The sequence below is a fragment of the Burkholderia anthina genome (genome assembly GCF_902498995.1).
GTDB lineage: Bacteria > Pseudomonadota > Gammaproteobacteria > Burkholderiales > Burkholderiaceae > Burkholderia > Burkholderia anthina.
Window position 1 is genome coordinate 145,907 of the sequence record NZ_CABVLY010000001.1, and the last position, 17,007, is coordinate 162,913.

Genomic DNA, 17,007 nt, shown 5'->3' on the forward strand with positions numbered 1-17,007 from the left:
TTTTGTGCTGGTCGCACGCTCTCTCGTGCGGAATCCGGTCATTGTATGAGATAACCGCGCGCTATCCCGAATTTGCGGGCCGGCGGCGTTCCGGCCGGTCAGCCGGCGGGGTCCTCCGCCTTCCAATCCCCCGACTTCCCGCCGCGCTTCTCCCGCACGCTCACGTCGGTGATCACCATCCCGCGGTCGACCGCCTTGCACATGTCGTACACGGTCAACAACCCGACCTGCACCGCGGTCAGCGCCTCCATCTCGACACCGGTCCGGCCGAACGTCTCGACCTGCACGACGCAGTGCACGCCGGGCAGCGCGTCGTCGAGCTCGAAGTCGACAGCCACGCGCGTCAGCGCGAGCGGGTGACACAGCGGAATGAGGTCGGCGGTGCGTTTGGCACCCTGAATCGCGGCGATGCGCGCGACGCCGAGCACGTCGCCTTTCTTCGCCTTGCCGTCGCGGATCAGCGCGAACGTCGCGGGCAGCATCCTGATCGTGCCGCGCGCGATCGCGATGCGTCGGGTTTCCTGCTTGCCGCCGACGTCGACCATGTGCGCGTGGCCGGCGGCGTCGAAATGGGTGAGTCCTGACATGTCTTGCTCCGATCTCATGCGTCGCGGCCGGTCGATCCACCGCATCCGGCGCCGTGCCGCGGTCGCATGCAACGTTTCAACGGGCGCCTATCATAGCAGCGGCATGCGTGACGCCGGGGGCGCAGAACACCCGTCCGCCGCACGAAACAGTCGTGATCGCACCGTTACAATGACCGGAATCTTCAGACCAAACGCCGTGAAGCGTGCCGGGCGCGCGGGACGGCGTCGCTTTCAACCTGCCATGCGTGTCAAACCGTTGCTTGCCGTGTTGCTGTCGGCGGCGCTCGTGCTACCGCCGAGCAGCCATGCACAGCGCGCGTCCGCGCCGCCGCTCGAGCCGGCGACCGACGCGGCGCCGTCGATTTCCACGGTGCCGTCCGGCATCGCGACCGGCGTATTCGGCACGTACGGCGGCGCGGAAAGCCGCTTCTCGGGCGCCGGCGGCACATCGGCGCCCGCTGCGAACCTGCGTGCACCGCTGCGCGCGCTGGAGCTGCCCGATCTCGGCGACGGCTCCGGCGGCTCGCTGACGCCGCAGGCCGAGCGCCGTCTCGGCGAGCGCGTGATGCGCGAGGTGCGGCGCGACCCGGACTATCTGGACGACTGGCTGGTGCGCGACTACCTGAACGCGATGGCGGCGCGGCTCGCGGCCGCAGCCGCGGCGCGCTTCATCGGCGGCTACACGCCGGACTTCGAACTGTTCCCGGTGCGCGATCCGCAGATCAACGCATTCTCGATGCCGGGCGGCTTCATCGGGATCAACAGCGGGCTGGTGGTGACGACGCAGACGGAGTCGGAGCTCGCATCGGTGGTCGGCCACGAGATGGGGCACGTGCTGCAGCGGCACATCGCCCGGATGATCGGCGCGAACGAGAAGACCGGCTACACCGCGCTCGCGACGATGCTGCTCGGCGTGCTGGCTGGCGTGCTCGCGAGAAGCGGCGATCTCGGCAGCGCGATCGCGGTGGGCGGGCAGGCGTATGCGGTCGACAACCAGCTGCGTTTTTCGCGTTCGGCCGAGCGCGAGGCCGATCGCGTCGGCTTCCAGCTGCTCGCGGGCGCAGGCTATGACCCGTACGGCATGCCGGGCTTCTTCGAGCGGCTCGATCGCGCGTCGATGGGCGACGCGGGGGTGCCGGCCTATGCCCGCACGCACCCGCTGACGGGCGAACGGATCGCCGACATGGAGGATCGCGCGCGCCGCGCGCCGTACCGGCAGCCGCGCCAGTCGGCCGAATACGGCTTCGTGCGGGCGCGGCTGCGGATCCTGCAGAACCGCGCGCCGACCGACATCGCGGCCGAGGCGCACCGGATGCAGCTCGAGATCGACGAGCGCACCGCGCCGAACGTCGCGGCGAACGAGTACGGCATCGCGCTCGCGAACACGCTGCTCGGCCAGTACGACGCGGCCGACAAGGCGCTCGCATCGGCACGCAGTGCGTTCGATGCGCGCGAGCGGCGCGAGGACGATCCGGACGCGAGCTCGCCGAGCCTCGACGTGCTGGCCGCCGACATCGCCCGCGGCGCGGGCCGGACCGACGACGCGGTGCGGCTCGCGGCGCTCGCGCAGCACCGCTGGCCGGCGTCGCACGCGGCGATCGTCGCGCATCTGCAGGCGCTGCTGGCCGCCCGCCGCTTCGCCGAAGCGCAGGCGCTCGCGCGCACGCAGGCGAAAGCGGACCCGGAGCAGCCGGACTGGTGGAACTACCTCGCGAAGGCGAGCGACGGCAAGGGCGACGTGCTCGCGCGGCGCCGCGCGCTTGCGGAGAAACTGGCGCTCGACGGTGCGTGGCCGTCGGCGATCCGGCAGTTGAAGGAAGCGCGCGACGCGAAGGACGTGTCGTTCTACGACCAGTCGATCATCGGCGCGCGGCTGCTGGAATTCGAGGCGCGCTACAAGGAAGAGCGCGAGGACGAGAAGAACGGCCGCGGGTAGCGGCCGTCAAGCGGGCAGTGGCGGTGGCAGGGCGGGGCGCGCTTCAGCTTTCGCTGCCGCCATCGGCTGCGTCGCGCGCCCGCTGCGCGGGACTTGCGACGAAGCCGAACGCCGCAGGCACGTCGGCGCACGCGAGACTGCCGAGCGGCAGCGTGCGCCCGTCGCGCCAGCGCAGCACGGGCGGTGTCGCGTCGAAGTCCGCATGATCGGCGAACAGGCCGAGGTCATGGTCGTGCAGTGCCGCGACGCGCGGCGGCGTGCCCGCGTCGCGAAACAGCACGCCGCCTGCATCGTCGAGCCACGCGGCGTCCGGTTCGAACGGCGTACCCGTCTGGTCGGCGAGCGTGAGCTGTCCGTCGCGCTCGGCGAGGCGCACGACCCACGGCGTATAGGCGAGCTCGACGTACACGCGCTGCGGCCCGTTCTGGAAGAACCACTGGCCGTGCGCATCGCATTCGTAATTGCGTCCGATGAACGCGTTCAGCGCCGCGTGCCGGATCGGCGAGCCGAGTTCGCCGGCGGCCTGCGCGGCGTCGTCGCGCAGCCGCCATTCGCCGCGCCGGTCGAGCAGCAACCAGCCGGTGCAGTGCGGCACGTTCGGCCATTTGGCGAGTGACTGCCTGACGATGTCATCCATGGTCGACGAATTTCGAGCAATAGCCGAACACCCGCGCCGACAGCCAGTCGAGGCGGCCGGGGAACGGCCCGGTCATGAATCCCGCATGGCCGCCGTGCGCGGGCTGGTCGAGTTCGACGGCCGGCGAGACGTCGGCGGTGCTCGGCAGCGCGGATTCGGGCAGGAACGGATCGTTGCGGGCGTTGAGAATCAGCGTCGGGACGTCGATCGCGGGCAGCAGCGGGCGGGTCGTCGCCTGTGTCCAGTAATCGTCTGCATCCGCGAAGCCGTGCAGCGGCGCAGTCACGACTTCGTCGAAGTCGCGCATCGTCACGGCGCGCAGCATCGCGTCGCGATCGAACAGCCCCGGATACTGATCGAGTTTCGTGAGCGCCTTGCGCTTGAGCGTCTTCAGGAAGCTGCGCGTATAGACCATCGCGAAGCCCTGCGACAGCGCGCGGCCGCCCGCATGCACGTCGATCGGCGTCGAGATCGCGGCGGCGGCGTGCACGATCGACGTGTCGCTGCGGTGCTCGCCGAGCCAGCGCAGCAGCACGTTGCCGCCGAGCGACACGCCGGCCGCGACGATCGGCCCGCGATGCTGCGCGGCGAGCCGGCGCAGGATCCAGTCGACCTCGGCGCTGTCGGCGAGATGGTAGAACCGCGGCTGCCGGTTGATCTCGCCGCTGCAACTGCGAAAGTGCGGGACGACCGCATGCCAGCCCTTCGCGCGCGCGGCGGCCATCATCGCAAGCGCGTAGTGCGAGCCGGAACTGCCTTCGAGGCCGTGGAACAGCACGAACAGCGGCGCATCGGGCGGCGGTGCCGCGCTGTCGAGATGCGCGACCCAGTCGAGATCGATGAAGTCGTGGTCGGGTGTTTCCCAGCGCTCGCGCCGGTATGCGACGGCCGGGCGCCGCGCGAACAGGGCGGGCACGATGGTTTGCGCATGGCTGTTCGGCAGCCAGCGTGGTGCGCGATAGCGCAGTGAATCGTCGTCGGGGGCCGGGGCCCCGGTCAGCGGCGAGGTGGGCGGAGAAGCCGTACTCATGATCGCCCCGCTAATGCGTTGCTTCGTTCTTCGTCAGTGCAGCGGACCCTGCCCGTGACGGATCTTCGCGGCGAATTGTCCGGCCGCTTGTTCGGGAATCGGGCTCGCGTGGATGTGCGCGATGCGCCACTCGCCGCGTTCGTGGATCATCACGTACGTGGCGAAAACCATGTCGGGGTCGGCCGTCAGGTCGGCCTGCTGATGCGCTTCGGCGATCGTGTAGACGACGGTGCCGAGGCTGTCGTACACGCGGATGTCGAGCGGTTCGATCGTCACCGGACGCGTCGCGAGCCGGTTGGCCAGCCCGCTGCGGATCTGGTCGAGGCCGTGCAGATGCTCGCCGTCGGCCCAGACGCAACTGGCGAAATCCTCGTCGATCCACAACCCCAGCAGCGCGTCGAGATTGGCATCGGCGACGGCCTGGTAGTAGGCGTTCAGCGTATCGGCAGCGGCTTCGAAGAGGCGGGCAAAACGTGGCATCGGGGTTATCTCTCGCGCGCGTCGCGCGCCGTATTCAGCACGGCGGCCCGCGTGAGGCCGCCGTACACCGGTGAATCGGATTGCCCGGCGCGTCGTGCGACGCTGCCGGCCAGGGTCAGCGCTGCCCGACGAGCATGCCGCGCAAATCGCCGAATACCTGCTCGGGACCGAGTTCGCGCAGGCAGTTCAGATGGCCAAGCGGGCACTCGCGTTCGAAGCAGGGACTGCATTCGAGATGCAGCCATTGTACCTTCGCCAGCTCCGACAGCGGAGGGGTGTGGCGCGGATCGGTCGATCCGTACAACGCGACGAGCGGCCGGCGCAGCGCGGCGGCGACGTGCATCAGCCCCGAATCGTTGGTGACGACTCCGTTCGCACGCGCGATCAGCGCGCAGGCCTCGGACAGCGACGTCTGCCCGCACAGGTTCCGCACGTTCGGCGCGTGGTCGGCGATCGCCTGCGCGGCGGCCGAATCCTTCGGCGAGCCGAGCGCGACGATCTGCGTGTACGGGAACGACTGGTGGACGATCGTCGCGAGCGTCGCGAAGTGCTCGGGCGGCCAGCGCTTGGCCGGGCCGTATTCCGCGCCGGGGCAGAACACGACGAGCGGCTTGCGCGTATCGAGATTGAAGCGCGCGGAGACGCGCGCCGTCTCGTTCAGGTCGGCGTCGAGGCGCGGCGGCGGCAGCGTCTTCATCGACTCGGGCAGCTTCGCGCCCGGCGCGTATGCGAGCGCCGCGTAGTGGGTCGTCATCGGCGGACGCTCGCCCGACTTGTCGGGGTTCGCGTGCCGCACGTTCAACAGTCCGTAGCGGTGCTCGCCCGTGTAGCCGATCCGCAGCGGAATGTTCGCGAGCCACGGGATCACCGCCGACTTCAGCGAATTCGGCAGCACGTACGCCGCGTCGTAGCCGACGTCGCGCAGGTCGCTCGCGAGCTGCCAGCGACGCAGCAACTGCAGCTTGCCGTGCGCGAGATCGGTCGCGTAGACATCGTGGATCTCGGGCATCCGCTCGAGTACGGGCGCGACCCAGGTGGGCGCGACGGCATCGATCGCGATACGGGGATGGAGTTTCTTCAGCAGCGCAAAAAGCGGCTGCGCCATCAATGCGTCACCGATCCAGTTCGGTGCGATAACCAGCGCTCGACGCATCAGGTCGACTTCCGATGTCGTAATGAAGCACGGCGCGCGGGCGCCGCGTTCGGGTTGTCAGAACAGGAAAAGGGCGGCGCGCCGGATGTCCGGCGGCGCCGCCTCGCGAGCGGCGGGCCCGCAGGCCCGGCCGACCGGGCTCAGTGGCCCTTGACCACCTCGCCGTCGCGCAGCTTGTAGCGCGTGCCGCAATACGGGCAGCGCGCTTCGCCGTGCGAGACGTCGATGAACACGCGCGGATGCGCGTTCCAGCGCGTCATGGCCGGGTTCGGGCAGTAGGCGGGAAGATCCTTGGCCGTCAGCTCGACCAGCGGCATTTCCTTGATTTCACTCATGAGACGTTCTCTTATCACTCTTTTGTGGGGGCGGTCGGTGCGGTAGCGCGCTCAGACCTTCGTCAGCCAGTGCGCGTATTTCGCGTTCTTGCCCGACACGATATCGAAGAATGCCGACTGGAGCTTTTCGGTGACCGGGCCGCGTGCGCCGCTGCCGATCGTGCGGTTGTCGAGTTCGCGGATCGGCGTGACTTCGGCGGCCGTGCCCGTGAAGAACGCTTCGTCGGCCGTGTAGACCTCGTCGCGCGTGATGCGCTTCTCGATCACCTCGATGCCGGCGTCCTTCGCGAGCGTGATGACCGTGTCGCGCGTGATGCCGTCGAGGCACGACGCCAGGTCGGGCGTGTACAGCTTGCCGTTGTTGACCAGGAAGAAGTTCTCGCCCGAGCCTTCCGACACGTAGCCGTCGACGTCGAGCAGCAGTGCTTCGTCGTAGCCGTCGGCGGTCGCTTCCTGGTTCGCGAGGATCGAGTTCACGTACCAGCCCGACGCCTTCGCGCGCACCATCGACACGTTCACGTGGTGGCGCGTGAACGACGACGTCTTCACACGGATGCCTTTCGCGAGGCCGTCCTCGCCGAGGTACGCGCCCCACGGCCATGCGGCGATCGCGACGTGGATCGTGTTGCCCTTCGCCGACACGCCGAGCTTTTCCGAGCCGACCCAGATGATCGGGCGCAGGTAGCACGACTCGAGCTTGTTCTCGCGCACGACTTCGAGCTGCGCGGCTTCGAGCGTCTCGCGATCGAACGGCACGTCCATCTGGAAGATCTTCGCCGAATTCTGCAGACGTTTCGTGTGCTCGGGCAGGCGGAAGATCGCGGTGGCGCCGTCGGCCGTCTTGTATGCACGCACGCCTTCGAAGACGCCCATGCCGTAGTGCAGCGTATGGGTCAGGACGTGGATCTTGGCGTCGCGCCAGTCGATCAGCTTGCCGTCCATCCAGATCTTGCCGTCGCGGTCGGCCATTGACATAGGATTCTCCTGGAAGCAGTGGGTGCTGCGGGTGGTGTGCGGCGTTGAGCCGGAAAGACGCTTATTTTAGCGTCATTTGGGGTTGAGCCGGTCGGTCGGCGCGGGGCCGGCGCTATAATCGTCCGGCACCGATTCCAATAACGACGGGCCGTGCCGGCAGGAGACGCCGGAGCCCGGACGAACCGCCCGCTGCGGCCCGCTTTCCCATGCTCGCTCGATTGTCCGCCACCGACCGCTTCGCGCTGATCCAGGGCGCGCGCGACTATTCCCCGACGTTGATGGCGATCCTGTCCTGGGGGCTCGTCACCGGCATCGCGATGAGCAAATCGGTGATGACGCTCGGCCAGGCGAGCGCGATGTCGATCTTCGTCTACGCGGGCTCGTCGCAACTCGCGGTGCTGCCGCTCCTCGTCGCGAAGCTGCCGATCTGGACGGTCCTGCTCACGGCCGCGATGGTCAACATGCGGTTCGTGATCTTCAGCGCCGGGCTTGCTCCCCATTTTTCCTACCTGCCGCTGTGGCGGCGCCTCGCGATCGGCTATTTCAACGGCGACGTGATCTACCTGCTGTTCCAGAAACAGGGCTTCGCATACGGCCACGTGCCGGGCAAGGAAGCGTACTTCTGGGGGATGGCGCTCGCGAGCTGGGTGTCGTGGCAGGTGTCGTCGCTCGCCGGCATCCTCCTCGCGAGCTTCTTTCCCGCGAGCTGGGGGCTGGAGCTGGCCGGCACGCTCGCGCTGATTCCGATCATGGTGGCGGCGGTCGCGAACCGCTCGACGCTCGCGGCCGTCGCGGTCGCGGGCATCGTGTCGCTGATCGCGTTCGACCTGCCGTACCGGCTCGCGCTGCCGCTCGCGGTGCTCGCCGCGCTCGCCGCCGGCTGCACGGCCGATTTCTTCGTCGAACGCGCCGACTGGCGGCGCATCCGCACCGAAACCGTGCACGAAAAGGAAATCGAATGAGCGCGACCGACATCTGGATCGTCATCGTCGGGATGACGATCGTCACGGCGGTCACGCGCGCGCTGTTCCTGATCGGCGGCGAACGCACCGTGCTGCCCGAGCGCGCGCAACGCGCGCTGCGCTATGCGCCGGCCGCCGCGCTCGTCGCGGTCGTGCTGCCGGACGTGCTCGAAACGCCCGCCGGAATCTCGTTCGCGCTGTCCAACCATCCGTTCTATGCGGCGCTCGCCGGCCTCGGATGGTTTTTGTGGCGGCGCAGCATGCTCGGCACGATCATCATCGGGATGCTCGTCTTCACCGTGCTGCGGTTGATCTTCTGACGCTTCGCCGTGCCGGCCCGCCGTGCGCGGGCCGCCCGGATGCCTGCATTGTTGCGTTGCGGCAATGTGTCGGACATCGCACACGATCCCAAATAGGCGGAATTCGCCGCCGCGCGGGTCAGTCTGCCGGGTGGATCGGCTAGAATGCCCGTTCGAGATTTTTTACCCGTGCGCGTCATGCGAACCGCCAGCCACGGCCGCATCCGGCGCCCTTTCGCGGCAGCCCGCGCACGTTTCAGCGTGAACCCCCTTTCCCCATCCACTACTTCAATCTGTTCAACATGAGCCAAGTCAAGCGTCTTACCGACCTGATCGCCGCCGGCCAGCTTGCCGGCAAGCGGGTGTTCATCCGCGCCGACCTGAACGTCCCGCAGGACGATCACGGCAACATCACCGAGGACACGCGCGTACGCGCGTCCGTGCCGGCCATCCAGGCCGCGCTCGACGCCGGCGCGGCCGTGATGGTCACGTCGCACCTCGGCCGTCCGACCGAAGGCGAATTCAAGCCGGAAGACTCGCTCGCGCCGGTCGCGAAGCGCCTCGCCGAACTGCTCGGCCGCGATGTGCCGCTCGTCTCCAACTGGGTCGAGAACGGCGTGAACGTCGCGCCGGGCCAGGTCGTGCTGCTCGAGAACTGCCGCGTGAACAAGGGCGAGAAGAAGAATTCCGACGAGCTCGCGCAGAAGATGGCGAAGCTCTGCGACGTGTACGTGAACGACGCGTTCGGCACCGCGCACCGCGCGGAAGCGACCACCCACGGGATCGCGAAGTACGCGCCGGTCGCGTGCGCGGGCCCGCTGCTGGCCGCCGAACTCGACGCGCTCGGCAAGGCGCTCGGCAACCCGGCGCGTCCGCTGGTCGCGATCGTCGCGGGTTCGAAGGTGTCGACCAAGCTGACCATCCTCAAGTCGCTGGCCGGGAAGGTCGACCAGCTGATCGTCGGCGGCGGCATCGCCAACACGTTCATGCTCGCGGCCGGCCTGCCGATCGGCAAGTCGCTCGCGGAAGCCGATCTCGTCGCCGAGGCGAAGGCGATCATCGACGAAGCGCGCGAGCGCGGCGCGTCGGTGCCGATCCCGACCGACGTCGTGACGGCCAAGGAATTCTCGCCGACGGCTGCGGCCACGGTGAAGCAGGTCGCCGACATCGAAGCGGACGACATGATCCTCGACATCGGCCCGGATACGGCCAAGGCGCTCGCCAGCCAGCTCGAGAAGGCCGGCACGATCGTGTGGAACGGTCCGGTCGGCGTATTCGAATTCGACCAGTTCGGCAACGGCACCAAGACGCTCGCCGAAGCGATCGCCAAATCGTCCGCGTTCTCGATCGCGGGCGGCGGCGACACGCTCGCGGCCATCGCGAAGTACGGCATCCACGACCAGGTCAGCTACATCTCGACGGGCGGCGGCGCCTTCCTCGAGTTCCTCGAGGGGAAGAAGCTGCCGGCGGTGGAAGTGCTCGAAACGCGGGCGGCCTGAGCGTGGCGGCGCGCGCAGGGTTGACCAAGGCCGCGCGCTCCGCGAAAGCGGAGCAGCCGGCCGGCGCGGGCAAGCGCAAACGCGCGCCCGCGCGGGCGAACTCAGCCCCGCGCGCACCGGCGGCCGCCGGCGACGCGGCCGTGCAGCACCACGAGATTCAGAACAAAGCGATGCCGGACGCAAGTACCGGCACGCCCCCCGGAACGGCCGCCGCTGGGCCTGCCGACTCCGGCTCTCGCAGCGTTTCACCCAGCGCATCCACCTTGATCCAGATGAGGAGTTTCATGCAGCGCGCCACCAAGATAGTCGCCACGATCGGCCCGGCTTCCAGTTCGCCGGAGATTCTGCTGCAGATGATGCAGGCGGGCCTCGACGTCGTGCGGCTCAATTTTTCGCACGGCACGGCCGACGATCACCGCCAGCGCGCCGACATGGTGCGCGAGGCCGCCCGCAAGGTCGGCCGCGAGATCGCGATCATGGCCGACCTCCAGGGCCCGAAGATTCGCGTCGGCAAGTTCGAGAACGGCAAGACGACGCTCGTGCCGGGCCAGGCCTTCATCCTCGACGCGGGCTGCGAGCTCGGCAACGACGAGCGGGTCGGCCTCGACTACAAGGAGCTGCCGCGTGACCTGAAGCCGGGCGACCTGCTGCTGCTGAACGACGGCCTGATCGTGCTGACCGTCGAGCGCGTGCTCGGCGAAGAGATCCATACGATCGTCAAGGTGGGCGGCGAGCTGTCGAACAACAAGGGGATCAACCGCCAGGGCGGCGGCCTGTCGGCGCCCGCGCTGACCGCGAAGGACATGGAAGACATCCGCACGGCGATGTCGCTCGGCGCGGATCTGGTCGCGGTGTCGTTCCCGAAGAACGCGACCGACATGGAAATGGCGCGCCAGCTCGCGAACATCGCGGGCGCGCCGTACGGCATCAAGCCGAAGATGATCGCGAAGATCGAGCGCGCGGAAGCGATTCCGGCGCTGCAGAGCATTCTCGACGCGTCCGACGGCATCATGGTCGCGCGCGGCGACCTCGCGGTGGAAGTGGGCAACGCGGCGGTGCCGGCGCTGCAGAAGCGGATGATCCGGATGGCGCGCGAGTCGAACAAGCTCGTGATCACCGCGACGCAGATGATGGAATCGATGATCCACGCGCCCGTGCCGACCCGCGCGGAAGTGTCGGACGTCGCGAACGCGGTGCTCGACGGCACCGACGCGGTGATGCTGTCGGCCGAGACGGCCGCCGGCAAGTACCCGGTCGTCACGATCGAAACGATGGCGGCCGTGTGCGTCGAGGCGGAAAAGTCCGAAGAGGTCGAGCTGGACAAGGATTTCCTCGACCGAACGTTCACGCGGATCGACCAGTCGATCGCGATGGGCGCGCTGTTCACCGCCTACCACCTGGGCGCGAAGGCGATCATCGCGCTGACCGAATCGGGCGCGACCGCGCTGTGGATGTCGCGTCACTACACGCACGTGCCGATCTTCGCGCTGACGCCGCGCGTCGGCAGCGAGCGCACGATGGCGCTGTACCGCAACGTGACGCCGCTGCACGTCGACTTCAACAGCGACCGCGACTCGGCGCTGCAGGCCGCGCTCGAGATCGTCGTCAAGCAGGGCTACGTCCAGCACGGCGACATGGTCGTGCTGACCGTCGGCGAGCCGATGGGGCAGGCGGGCGGCACCAACACGCTGAAGATCGTGCGCGTCGGCGAGCATTATTGAACGTCGGCGTGCCACCGGCCGGTCGATCGGCCGGCCGCCCGAACTGATCGGGCACCGTTTTTGACGAAAGCCGCGCGGGGTACGATGCCCCGCGCGGCTTTTTTTCTGTTTTTTGCCCGGATTGTGCCGTGCGAAGGTAACAAATTGCGAGCACGCGCCGCCTGGCGGTCGGAATCGGAGGCGCTTCGCGATAAAATGCGGCTATTCGACGCTCAGCCGCGCCGCGCCACCCCGGTTTTGCCGGGAGCGAGCGCCGCGCCGGCGTCAGGGCGCACCGGTTTTCATTCCAAGGAGTTCCACAATGCCTCTCGTATCAATGCGTCAATTGCTGGACCACGCGGCAGAGCACGGTTACGGCCTGCCGGCCTTCAACGTGAACAACCTGGAGCAAGTCCAGGCGATCATGGCGGCGGCGGACCAGGTCGGCGCGCCCGTGATCATGCAGGCATCGGCCGGCGCGCGTAAGTACGCGGGCGAGCCGTTCCTGCGCCACCTGATCGAAGCGGCGGTCGAGTCGTATCCGCACATCCCGGTCGTGATGCACCAGGATCACGGCCAGTCGCCGGCGGTCTGCATGGGCGCGATCCGCAGCGGCTTCACGAGCGTGATGATGGACGGCTCGCTCGAAGCCGACGGCAAGACGGTTGCGTCGTACGAGTACAACGTCGACGTGTCGCGCAAGGTCGTCGAAATGGCGCACTCGATCGGCGTGACGGTCGAAGCCGAACTCGGCGTGCTCGGCTCGCTCGAGACGATGAAGGGCGACAAGGAAGACGGCCACGGCGCGGAAGGCACGATGACCCGCGAGCAGCTGCTGACCGATCCGGAGCAGGCCGCCGACTTCGTGAAGCTCACGCAGTGCGATGCGCTCGCGATCGCGATCGGTACGTCGCACGGCGCGTACAAGTTCTCGAAGAAGCCGACGGGCGACATCCTGTCGATCCAGCGCATCAAGGAAATCCACGCGCGCATCCCGAACACGCACCTGGTGATGCACGGTTCGTCGTCGGTGCCGCAGGAACTGCTGGCCGAGATCCGCGAATTCGGCGGCGACATGAAGGAAACCTACGGCGTGCCGGTCGAGGAAATCCAGGAAGGCATCAAGCACGGCGTGCGCAAGATCAACATCGACACCGACCTGCGTCTCGCGATCACCGGTGCGATCCGCCGCTACATGTTCGAGAACCCGGGCAAGTTCGATCCGCGCGACTACCTGAAGCCCGCGCGCGAAGCGGCGAAGAAGGTTTGCGTCGACCGCTACCTCGCGTTCGGTTGCGAAGGCCAGGCCGGCAAGATCAAGCCGGTGTCGCTCGACAAGATCGCCGAACAGTACAAGTCCGGCGCGCTCGCGCAGGTCGTGCGCTGAGACTGTAGTACGATTGCCCCGCCCGATGCTGCCCGGTTCCGTCATCGGGCAGGGGCGGGCAGCCCGGTTGCCGGATCCGATCCGGCCCCGGGCAGCCGTTCCGTCCGGCCGAACGAGGGCCGGCCGGCAACCGCCCGGGCGCCGTCCCGGCCGGTTCGCCGACGTATTGCAAGACCGCCGTTCCCGCCTGCCGCGGGGAACGGCGTTTCCCTTTTTGTTTGGCTCCTTATCTGCGAAAAGACGATGTCTACCCTCTACGAATCCACGCTCCGCTCGCTGCCGCTCCTCGGTCGCGGCAAGGTCCGCGACAACTACGCGGTCGGCAACGACAAGCTCCTGATCGTCACGACCGACCGTCTGTCGGCATTCGACGTGATCATGGGCGAGCCGATTCCGAACAAGGGCCGCGTGCTGAACCAGATGGCGAACTTCTGGTTCGACAAGCTCGCGCACATCGTGCCGAACCACCTGACGGGCGACGCGCCGGAAGCGGTCGTCGCGGCCGACGAGGTCGAGCAGGTCAAGGGCCGCGCGGCGGTCGTCAAGCGCCTCGAGCCGATCATGATCGAAGCGGTCGTGCGCGGCTACCTGGCCGGCAGCGGCTGGAAGGAATACCAGGCGTCGGGCTCGGTGTGCGGCGTGCAACTGCCGGCAGGGCTGCAGAACGCGCAGAAGCTGCCGGAGCCGATCTTCACGCCGGCCGCGAAGGCCGAGCTCGGCGAGCATGACGAGAACATCACGTTCGAGGAAACCGAGCGCCGCATCGGCACCGAGCTGGCCGCGACGATCCGCGACATCTCGATCAAGCTGTACAAGGAAGCGGCCGACTACGCGGCGACGCGCGGCATCATCATCGCCGACACGAAGTTCGAATTCGGTCTCGACAACCACGGCAAGCTGTACCTGATGGACGAAGTGCTGACGGCCGATTCGTCGCGCTTCTGGCCGGCCGACCAGTATCAGGTCGGCACGAACCCGCCGTCGTTCGACAAGCAGTTCGTGCGCGACTGGCTCGAGGCGCAGCCGTGGGGCAAGACCGCGCCGGCGCCGGCGCTGCCGGCCGACGTCGTCGAGAAGACGGCCGCGAAGTATCAGGAAGCGCTCGAGCGCATCACCGGCCAGCCGCTTGCCTGACAGAAGGAACGTACGAAATGAGTGAAGTCCAGACCGCCCACACGCACAGCGCGCCGCTCGTCGGCGTGCTGATGGGCTCGAGCTCCGACTGGGACGTGATGAAGAACGCGGTCGCGATCCTGCAGGAATTCGGCGTGCCGTACGAAGCGAAGGTCGTGTCCGCGCACCGGATGCCCGACGAGATGTTCGACTACGCGGAGAAGGCGCGCGAGCGCGGGCTGCGCGCGATCATCGCGGGCGCCGGCGGCGCCGCGCACCTGCCCGGCATGCTGGCCGCGAAGACCACGGTGCCGGTGCTCGGCGTGCCGGTCGCGAGCAAGTACCTGAAGGGCGTCGATTCGCTGCACTCGATCGTTCAGATGCCGAAGGGCGTGCCGGTCGCGACGTTCGCGATCGGCGAGGCCGGCGCGGCGAATGCGGCGCTGTTCGCGGTGTCGATCCTGTCCGTCACGTCGGTCGACTACGCGAACCGGCTTGCCGCGTTCCGCGTGCGCCAGAACGAAGCCGCGCACGCGATGGTGCTGCCGCCGCTGGCATGACGGCACCGGCGGCCGCCCTGCCATTCCAGCGGCCGCTTGACCCTCCTACTGCGGCGGGCAGCGCCCGCCGCGACCGATCACTGACATGACCGCAACTCCTGATTCCGTTTCCCCGATCCTGCCCGGCGCGTGGCTTGGCATGGTCGGCGGTGGCCAGCTCGGCCGCATGTTCTGCTTTGCCGCCCAGTCGATGGGCTATCGCGTCGCCGTGCTCGATCCCGATCCGACGAGCCCGGCCGGCGCGGTCGCCGACCGTCACCTGCGCGCAGCCTACGACGACGAAGCCGCACTCGCCGAGCTGGCGGAACTGTGCGATGCCGTGTCGACGGAATTCGAGAACGTGCCGGCCGCGAGCCTCGATTTCCTCGCGCGCACGACGTTCGTCGCGCCGGCGGGCCGCTGCGTCGCGGTCGCGCAGGACCGGATCGCGGAGAAGCGGTTCATCGAAGCCTCGGGCGTGCCGGTCGCACCGCACGTCGTGATCGAATCGGCCGCGGCGCTCGCCGCGCTCGACGATGCCGCGCTCGACGCGGTGCTGCCGGGCATCCTGAAGACGGCACGGCTCGGCTACGACGGCAAGGGCCAGGTGCGCGTGAGCACCGCGCGGGAAGCGCGCGATGCGCATGCAGCGTTCGGCGGCGTGGCATGCGTGCTCGAAAAACGCCTGCCGCTGAAATACGAAGTGTCGGCGCTGATCGCGCGTGGCGCTGACGGCCGCTCGGCCGCGTTCCCGCTCGCGCAGAACGTGCACCACAACGGCATCCTCGCGCTGACGATCGTGCCGGCGCCGGCCGCCGATGCCGCGCGCGTCGCAGAAGCGCAGCAGGCCGCCGTGCGGATCGCCGATACGCTCGGCTACGTCGGCGTGCTGTGCGTCGAATTCTTCGTGCTGGAAGACGGCTCGTTCGTCGCGAACGAGATGGCGCCGCGCCCGCACAATTCCGGCCACTACACGGTCGATGCGTGCGCAACGAGCCAGTTCGAGCAGCAGGTGCGCGCGATGACGCGCATGCCGCTCGGCAATCCGCGCCAGCATTCGCCGGCCGCGATGCTGAACATCCTCGGCGACGTGTGGTTCCCGAACGGTGCGGCCGAGGCCGTCACGCCGCCGTGGGACACCGTCGCCGCGATGCCGGCCGCGCACCTGCATCTGTACGGCAAGGAAGACGCGCGCGTCGGCCGCAAGATGGGCCACGTGAACTTCACGGCCGAGACGCGCGACGAAGCCGCCGCCGCGGCCACCGCGTGCGCGCAGCTGCTGCACGTGCCGCTCGACTGAGGCGCCGGCCGATGTCCATCGATCTCCCGAATGGCGTGACGCCTGCACAGATCGACGCGGCCGCCGCGCTGCTCGACGCGGGGCAACTCGTCGCGTTCCCGACCGAAACCGTCTACGGGCTCGGCGGCGATGCGGCGAACCCCGAGGCCGTCGCGCGCATCTACGCGGCGAAAGGGCGCCCCGCGAACCATCCGGTGATCGTGCATCTGCCGCCCGGTGGCGATCCGGGCTACTGGGCCGCCGACCTGCCCGCCGATGCGCGGGCGCTGATCGCTGCGTTCTGGCCGGGCCCGCTGACGCTGATCCTGAAGCGCCATGCGCGCATTCCGGACGCCGTGAGCGGCGGGCAGGATTCGGTCGGGTTGCGCTGCCCGTCGCATCCGGTCGCGCAGGCGCTGCTGGCCGCGTTCAGCGCGCGGCGCGGCGGCCACGGCGGGGTGGCCGCGCCGTCCGCGAACCGGTTCGGGCATGTGAGCCCGACCACGGCGCAGCACGTGCGCGACGAATTCGGCGACACGGTGCACGTGCTCGACGGCGGCGCATCCGAAGTCGGCATCGAGTCGACGATTCTCGATCTGTCGCGCGGCTTCCCGGCGCTGCTGCGCCCGGGCCACGTGACGCCGCGGCAGATTGCCGACGTGCTCGGCCGCGCGCCGCAACTGCCCGACGGCAGCGACGCGACCGCACCGCGCGCGTCCGGCACGCTGAAGGCGCATTACGCGCCGCGCACGCCGCTCGCGCTGCTGCCGTTCGACGCGCTCGAGGCGCTGCTCGCGGCCGCGCAGACCGATGGCGAACGCGTCGCGCTGGTCGCACGCGCATCGCGCGCGGGGCATTGGGCGCAGGCCGACGGCGTGCATTTCGTCGCGGCGCCGGAAGATCCGCGGGCCTATGCGCGCGATCTGTACGGCATGCTGCGTGCGCTCGATCGTGCGCAGGTCGCGCGCATTCTCGTCGAGAAGCTGCCCGAGACCGTCGAGTGGATCGCCGTCAACGATCGCCTCGGCCGTGCGGCCGCGGCATTCGAAGCGCGCGACTGACGCAGCCGGCCTCGACCGGCCACGAACAAAAAACG

General features: G+C 68.7%; 18 protein-coding genes. 10 read left to right on the forward strand and 8 right to left on the reverse strand.

Annotated features, from left to right (window positions below):
• Positions 1 to 98 precede the first annotated feature (98 nt).
• A complete protein-coding gene (moaC, locus tag BME24068_RS00670) occupies positions 99 to 587 on the reverse strand; it encodes a cyclic pyranopterin monophosphate synthase MoaC (RefSeq protein ID WP_096507180.1) in 489 nt (162 codons plus the stop codon).
• Positions 588 to 828: 241 nt separating this feature from the next.
• Here moaC and BME24068_RS00675 point away from each other — a divergent pair, with 241 nt between their 5' ends.
• Positions 829 to 2,523, forward strand: coding sequence for a M48 family metalloprotease (locus BME24068_RS00675; RefSeq protein ID WP_174924871.1), 1,695 nt, complete (start codon positions 829 to 831; stop codon positions 2,521 to 2,523).
• Between the two features lie 43 nt (positions 2,524 to 2,566).
• On the opposite strand, the gene BME24068_RS00680 is transcribed toward BME24068_RS00675, so the two are convergent.
• The 6 genes from BME24068_RS00680 to BME24068_RS00705 form a co-directional block, all read right to left on the reverse strand.
• Positions 2,567 to 3,160, reverse strand: coding sequence for a DUF2946 family protein (locus BME24068_RS00680; protein WP_096507182.1), 594 nt, complete (start codon positions 3,158 to 3,160; stop codon positions 2,567 to 2,569).
• The gene (locus BME24068_RS00685; protein ID WP_096507183.1) at positions 3,153 to 4,190 is read right to left on the reverse strand and encodes a hydrolase; all 1,038 of its coding nucleotides are present in this window, start codon (positions 4,188 to 4,190) and stop codon (positions 3,153 to 3,155) included. Before BME24068_RS00685 ends, BME24068_RS00680 begins: the two co-directional genes overlap by 8 nt.
• 33 nt (positions 4,191 to 4,223) lie before the next feature.
• On the reverse strand, positions 4,224 to 4,670 hold the full coding sequence (locus tag BME24068_RS00690) for a nuclear transport factor 2 family protein (RefSeq protein WP_096507184.1): 447 nt from the start codon (positions 4,668 to 4,670) through the stop codon (positions 4,224 to 4,226).
• A 115-nt stretch (positions 4,671 to 4,785) separates the two neighbouring features.
• Positions 4,786 to 5,823, reverse strand: a complete 1,038-nt coding sequence (gene waaF, locus BME24068_RS00695; RefSeq protein WP_096507185.1) for a lipopolysaccharide heptosyltransferase II — start codon at positions 5,821 to 5,823, stop codon at positions 4,786 to 4,788.
• Positions 5,824 to 5,963: 140 nt separating this feature from the next.
• Positions 5,964 to 6,158, reverse strand: a complete 195-nt coding sequence (locus tag BME24068_RS00700; RefSeq protein WP_006482499.1) for a zinc-finger domain-containing protein — start codon at positions 6,156 to 6,158, stop codon at positions 5,964 to 5,966.
• 51 nt (positions 6,159 to 6,209) lie between these two features.
• Positions 6,210 to 7,133 (reverse strand): branched-chain amino acid transaminase, encoded by a 924-nt coding sequence (locus tag BME24068_RS00705; protein WP_096507186.1) that lies wholly within the window; start codon positions 7,131 to 7,133, stop codon positions 6,210 to 6,212.
• Between the two features lie 206 nt (positions 7,134 to 7,339).
• On the opposite strand from BME24068_RS00705, the gene BME24068_RS00710 reads away from it, so the two are divergent.
• The 3 genes from BME24068_RS00710 (at position 7,340) to BME24068_RS00720 (ending at position 9,893) form a co-directional block, all read left to right on the forward strand.
• Complete coding sequence (locus BME24068_RS00710) at positions 7,340 to 8,095, forward strand: AzlC family ABC transporter permease (RefSeq protein WP_174924872.1); 756 nt, start codon at positions 7,340 to 7,342, stop codon at positions 8,093 to 8,095.
• Positions 8,092 to 8,415, forward strand: a complete 324-nt coding sequence (locus BME24068_RS00715) for an AzlD domain-containing protein (protein WP_174924873.1) — start codon at positions 8,092 to 8,094, stop codon at positions 8,413 to 8,415. Before BME24068_RS00710 ends, BME24068_RS00715 begins: the two co-directional genes overlap by 4 nt.
• Positions 8,416 to 8,696: 281 nt before the next feature.
• Positions 8,697 to 9,893 carry a phosphoglycerate kinase gene (locus BME24068_RS00720; RefSeq protein WP_096507189.1) on the forward strand — a complete coding sequence of 399 codons (1,197 nt, stop codon included), beginning with the start codon at positions 8,697 to 8,699 and terminating at the stop codon, positions 9,891 to 9,893.
• 157 nt (positions 9,894 to 10,050) lie between these two features.
• Here the strand turns inward: BME24068_RS00720 and BME24068_RS35235 are convergent, their stop codons facing one another.
• A complete protein-coding gene (locus tag BME24068_RS35235) occupies positions 10,051 to 10,179 on the reverse strand; it encodes a hypothetical protein (RefSeq protein ID WP_257785637.1) in 129 nt (42 codons plus the stop codon).
• Between BME24068_RS35235 and pyk the strand changes: the two genes are divergently transcribed.
• The 6 genes from pyk (at position 10,178) to BME24068_RS00750 (ending at position 16,972) form a co-directional block, all read left to right on the forward strand.
• Complete coding sequence (pyk, locus tag BME24068_RS00725) at positions 10,178 to 11,614, forward strand: pyruvate kinase (RefSeq protein ID WP_096507190.1); 1,437 nt, start codon at positions 10,178 to 10,180, stop codon at positions 11,612 to 11,614. The two genes, BME24068_RS35235 and pyk, sit on opposite strands and share 2 nt — an antisense overlap.
• A 301-nt stretch (positions 11,615 to 11,915) precedes the next feature.
• The gene (fba, locus tag BME24068_RS00730) at positions 11,916 to 12,980 is read left to right on the forward strand and encodes a class II fructose-bisphosphate aldolase (RefSeq protein ID WP_174924874.1); all 1,065 of its coding nucleotides are present in this window, start codon (positions 11,916 to 11,918) and stop codon (positions 12,978 to 12,980) included.
• Between the two features lie 243 nt (positions 12,981 to 13,223).
• Positions 13,224 to 14,114: a phosphoribosylaminoimidazolesuccinocarboxamide synthase gene (locus tag BME24068_RS00735; protein WP_174924875.1), complete on the forward strand. Its 891-nt coding sequence runs from the start codon at positions 13,224 to 13,226 to the stop codon at positions 14,112 to 14,114.
• A 17-nt stretch (positions 14,115 to 14,131) separates the two neighbouring features.
• Entirely contained in the window at positions 14,132 to 14,653 is a 522-nt protein-coding gene (gene purE / locus BME24068_RS00740; RefSeq protein ID WP_096507193.1) for a 5-(carboxyamino)imidazole ribonucleotide mutase, read from the forward strand.
• An 85-nt stretch (positions 14,654 to 14,738) separates the two neighbouring features.
• A complete protein-coding gene (locus tag BME24068_RS00745) occupies positions 14,739 to 15,932 on the forward strand; it encodes a 5-(carboxyamino)imidazole ribonucleotide synthase (protein WP_174924876.1) in 1,194 nt (397 codons plus the stop codon).
• An 11-nt stretch (positions 15,933 to 15,943) separates the two neighbouring features.
• Complete coding sequence (locus BME24068_RS00750) at positions 15,944 to 16,972, forward strand: L-threonylcarbamoyladenylate synthase (RefSeq protein ID WP_174924877.1); 1,029 nt, start codon at positions 15,944 to 15,946, stop codon at positions 16,970 to 16,972.
• Positions 16,973 to 17,007: the final 35 nt, after the last annotated feature.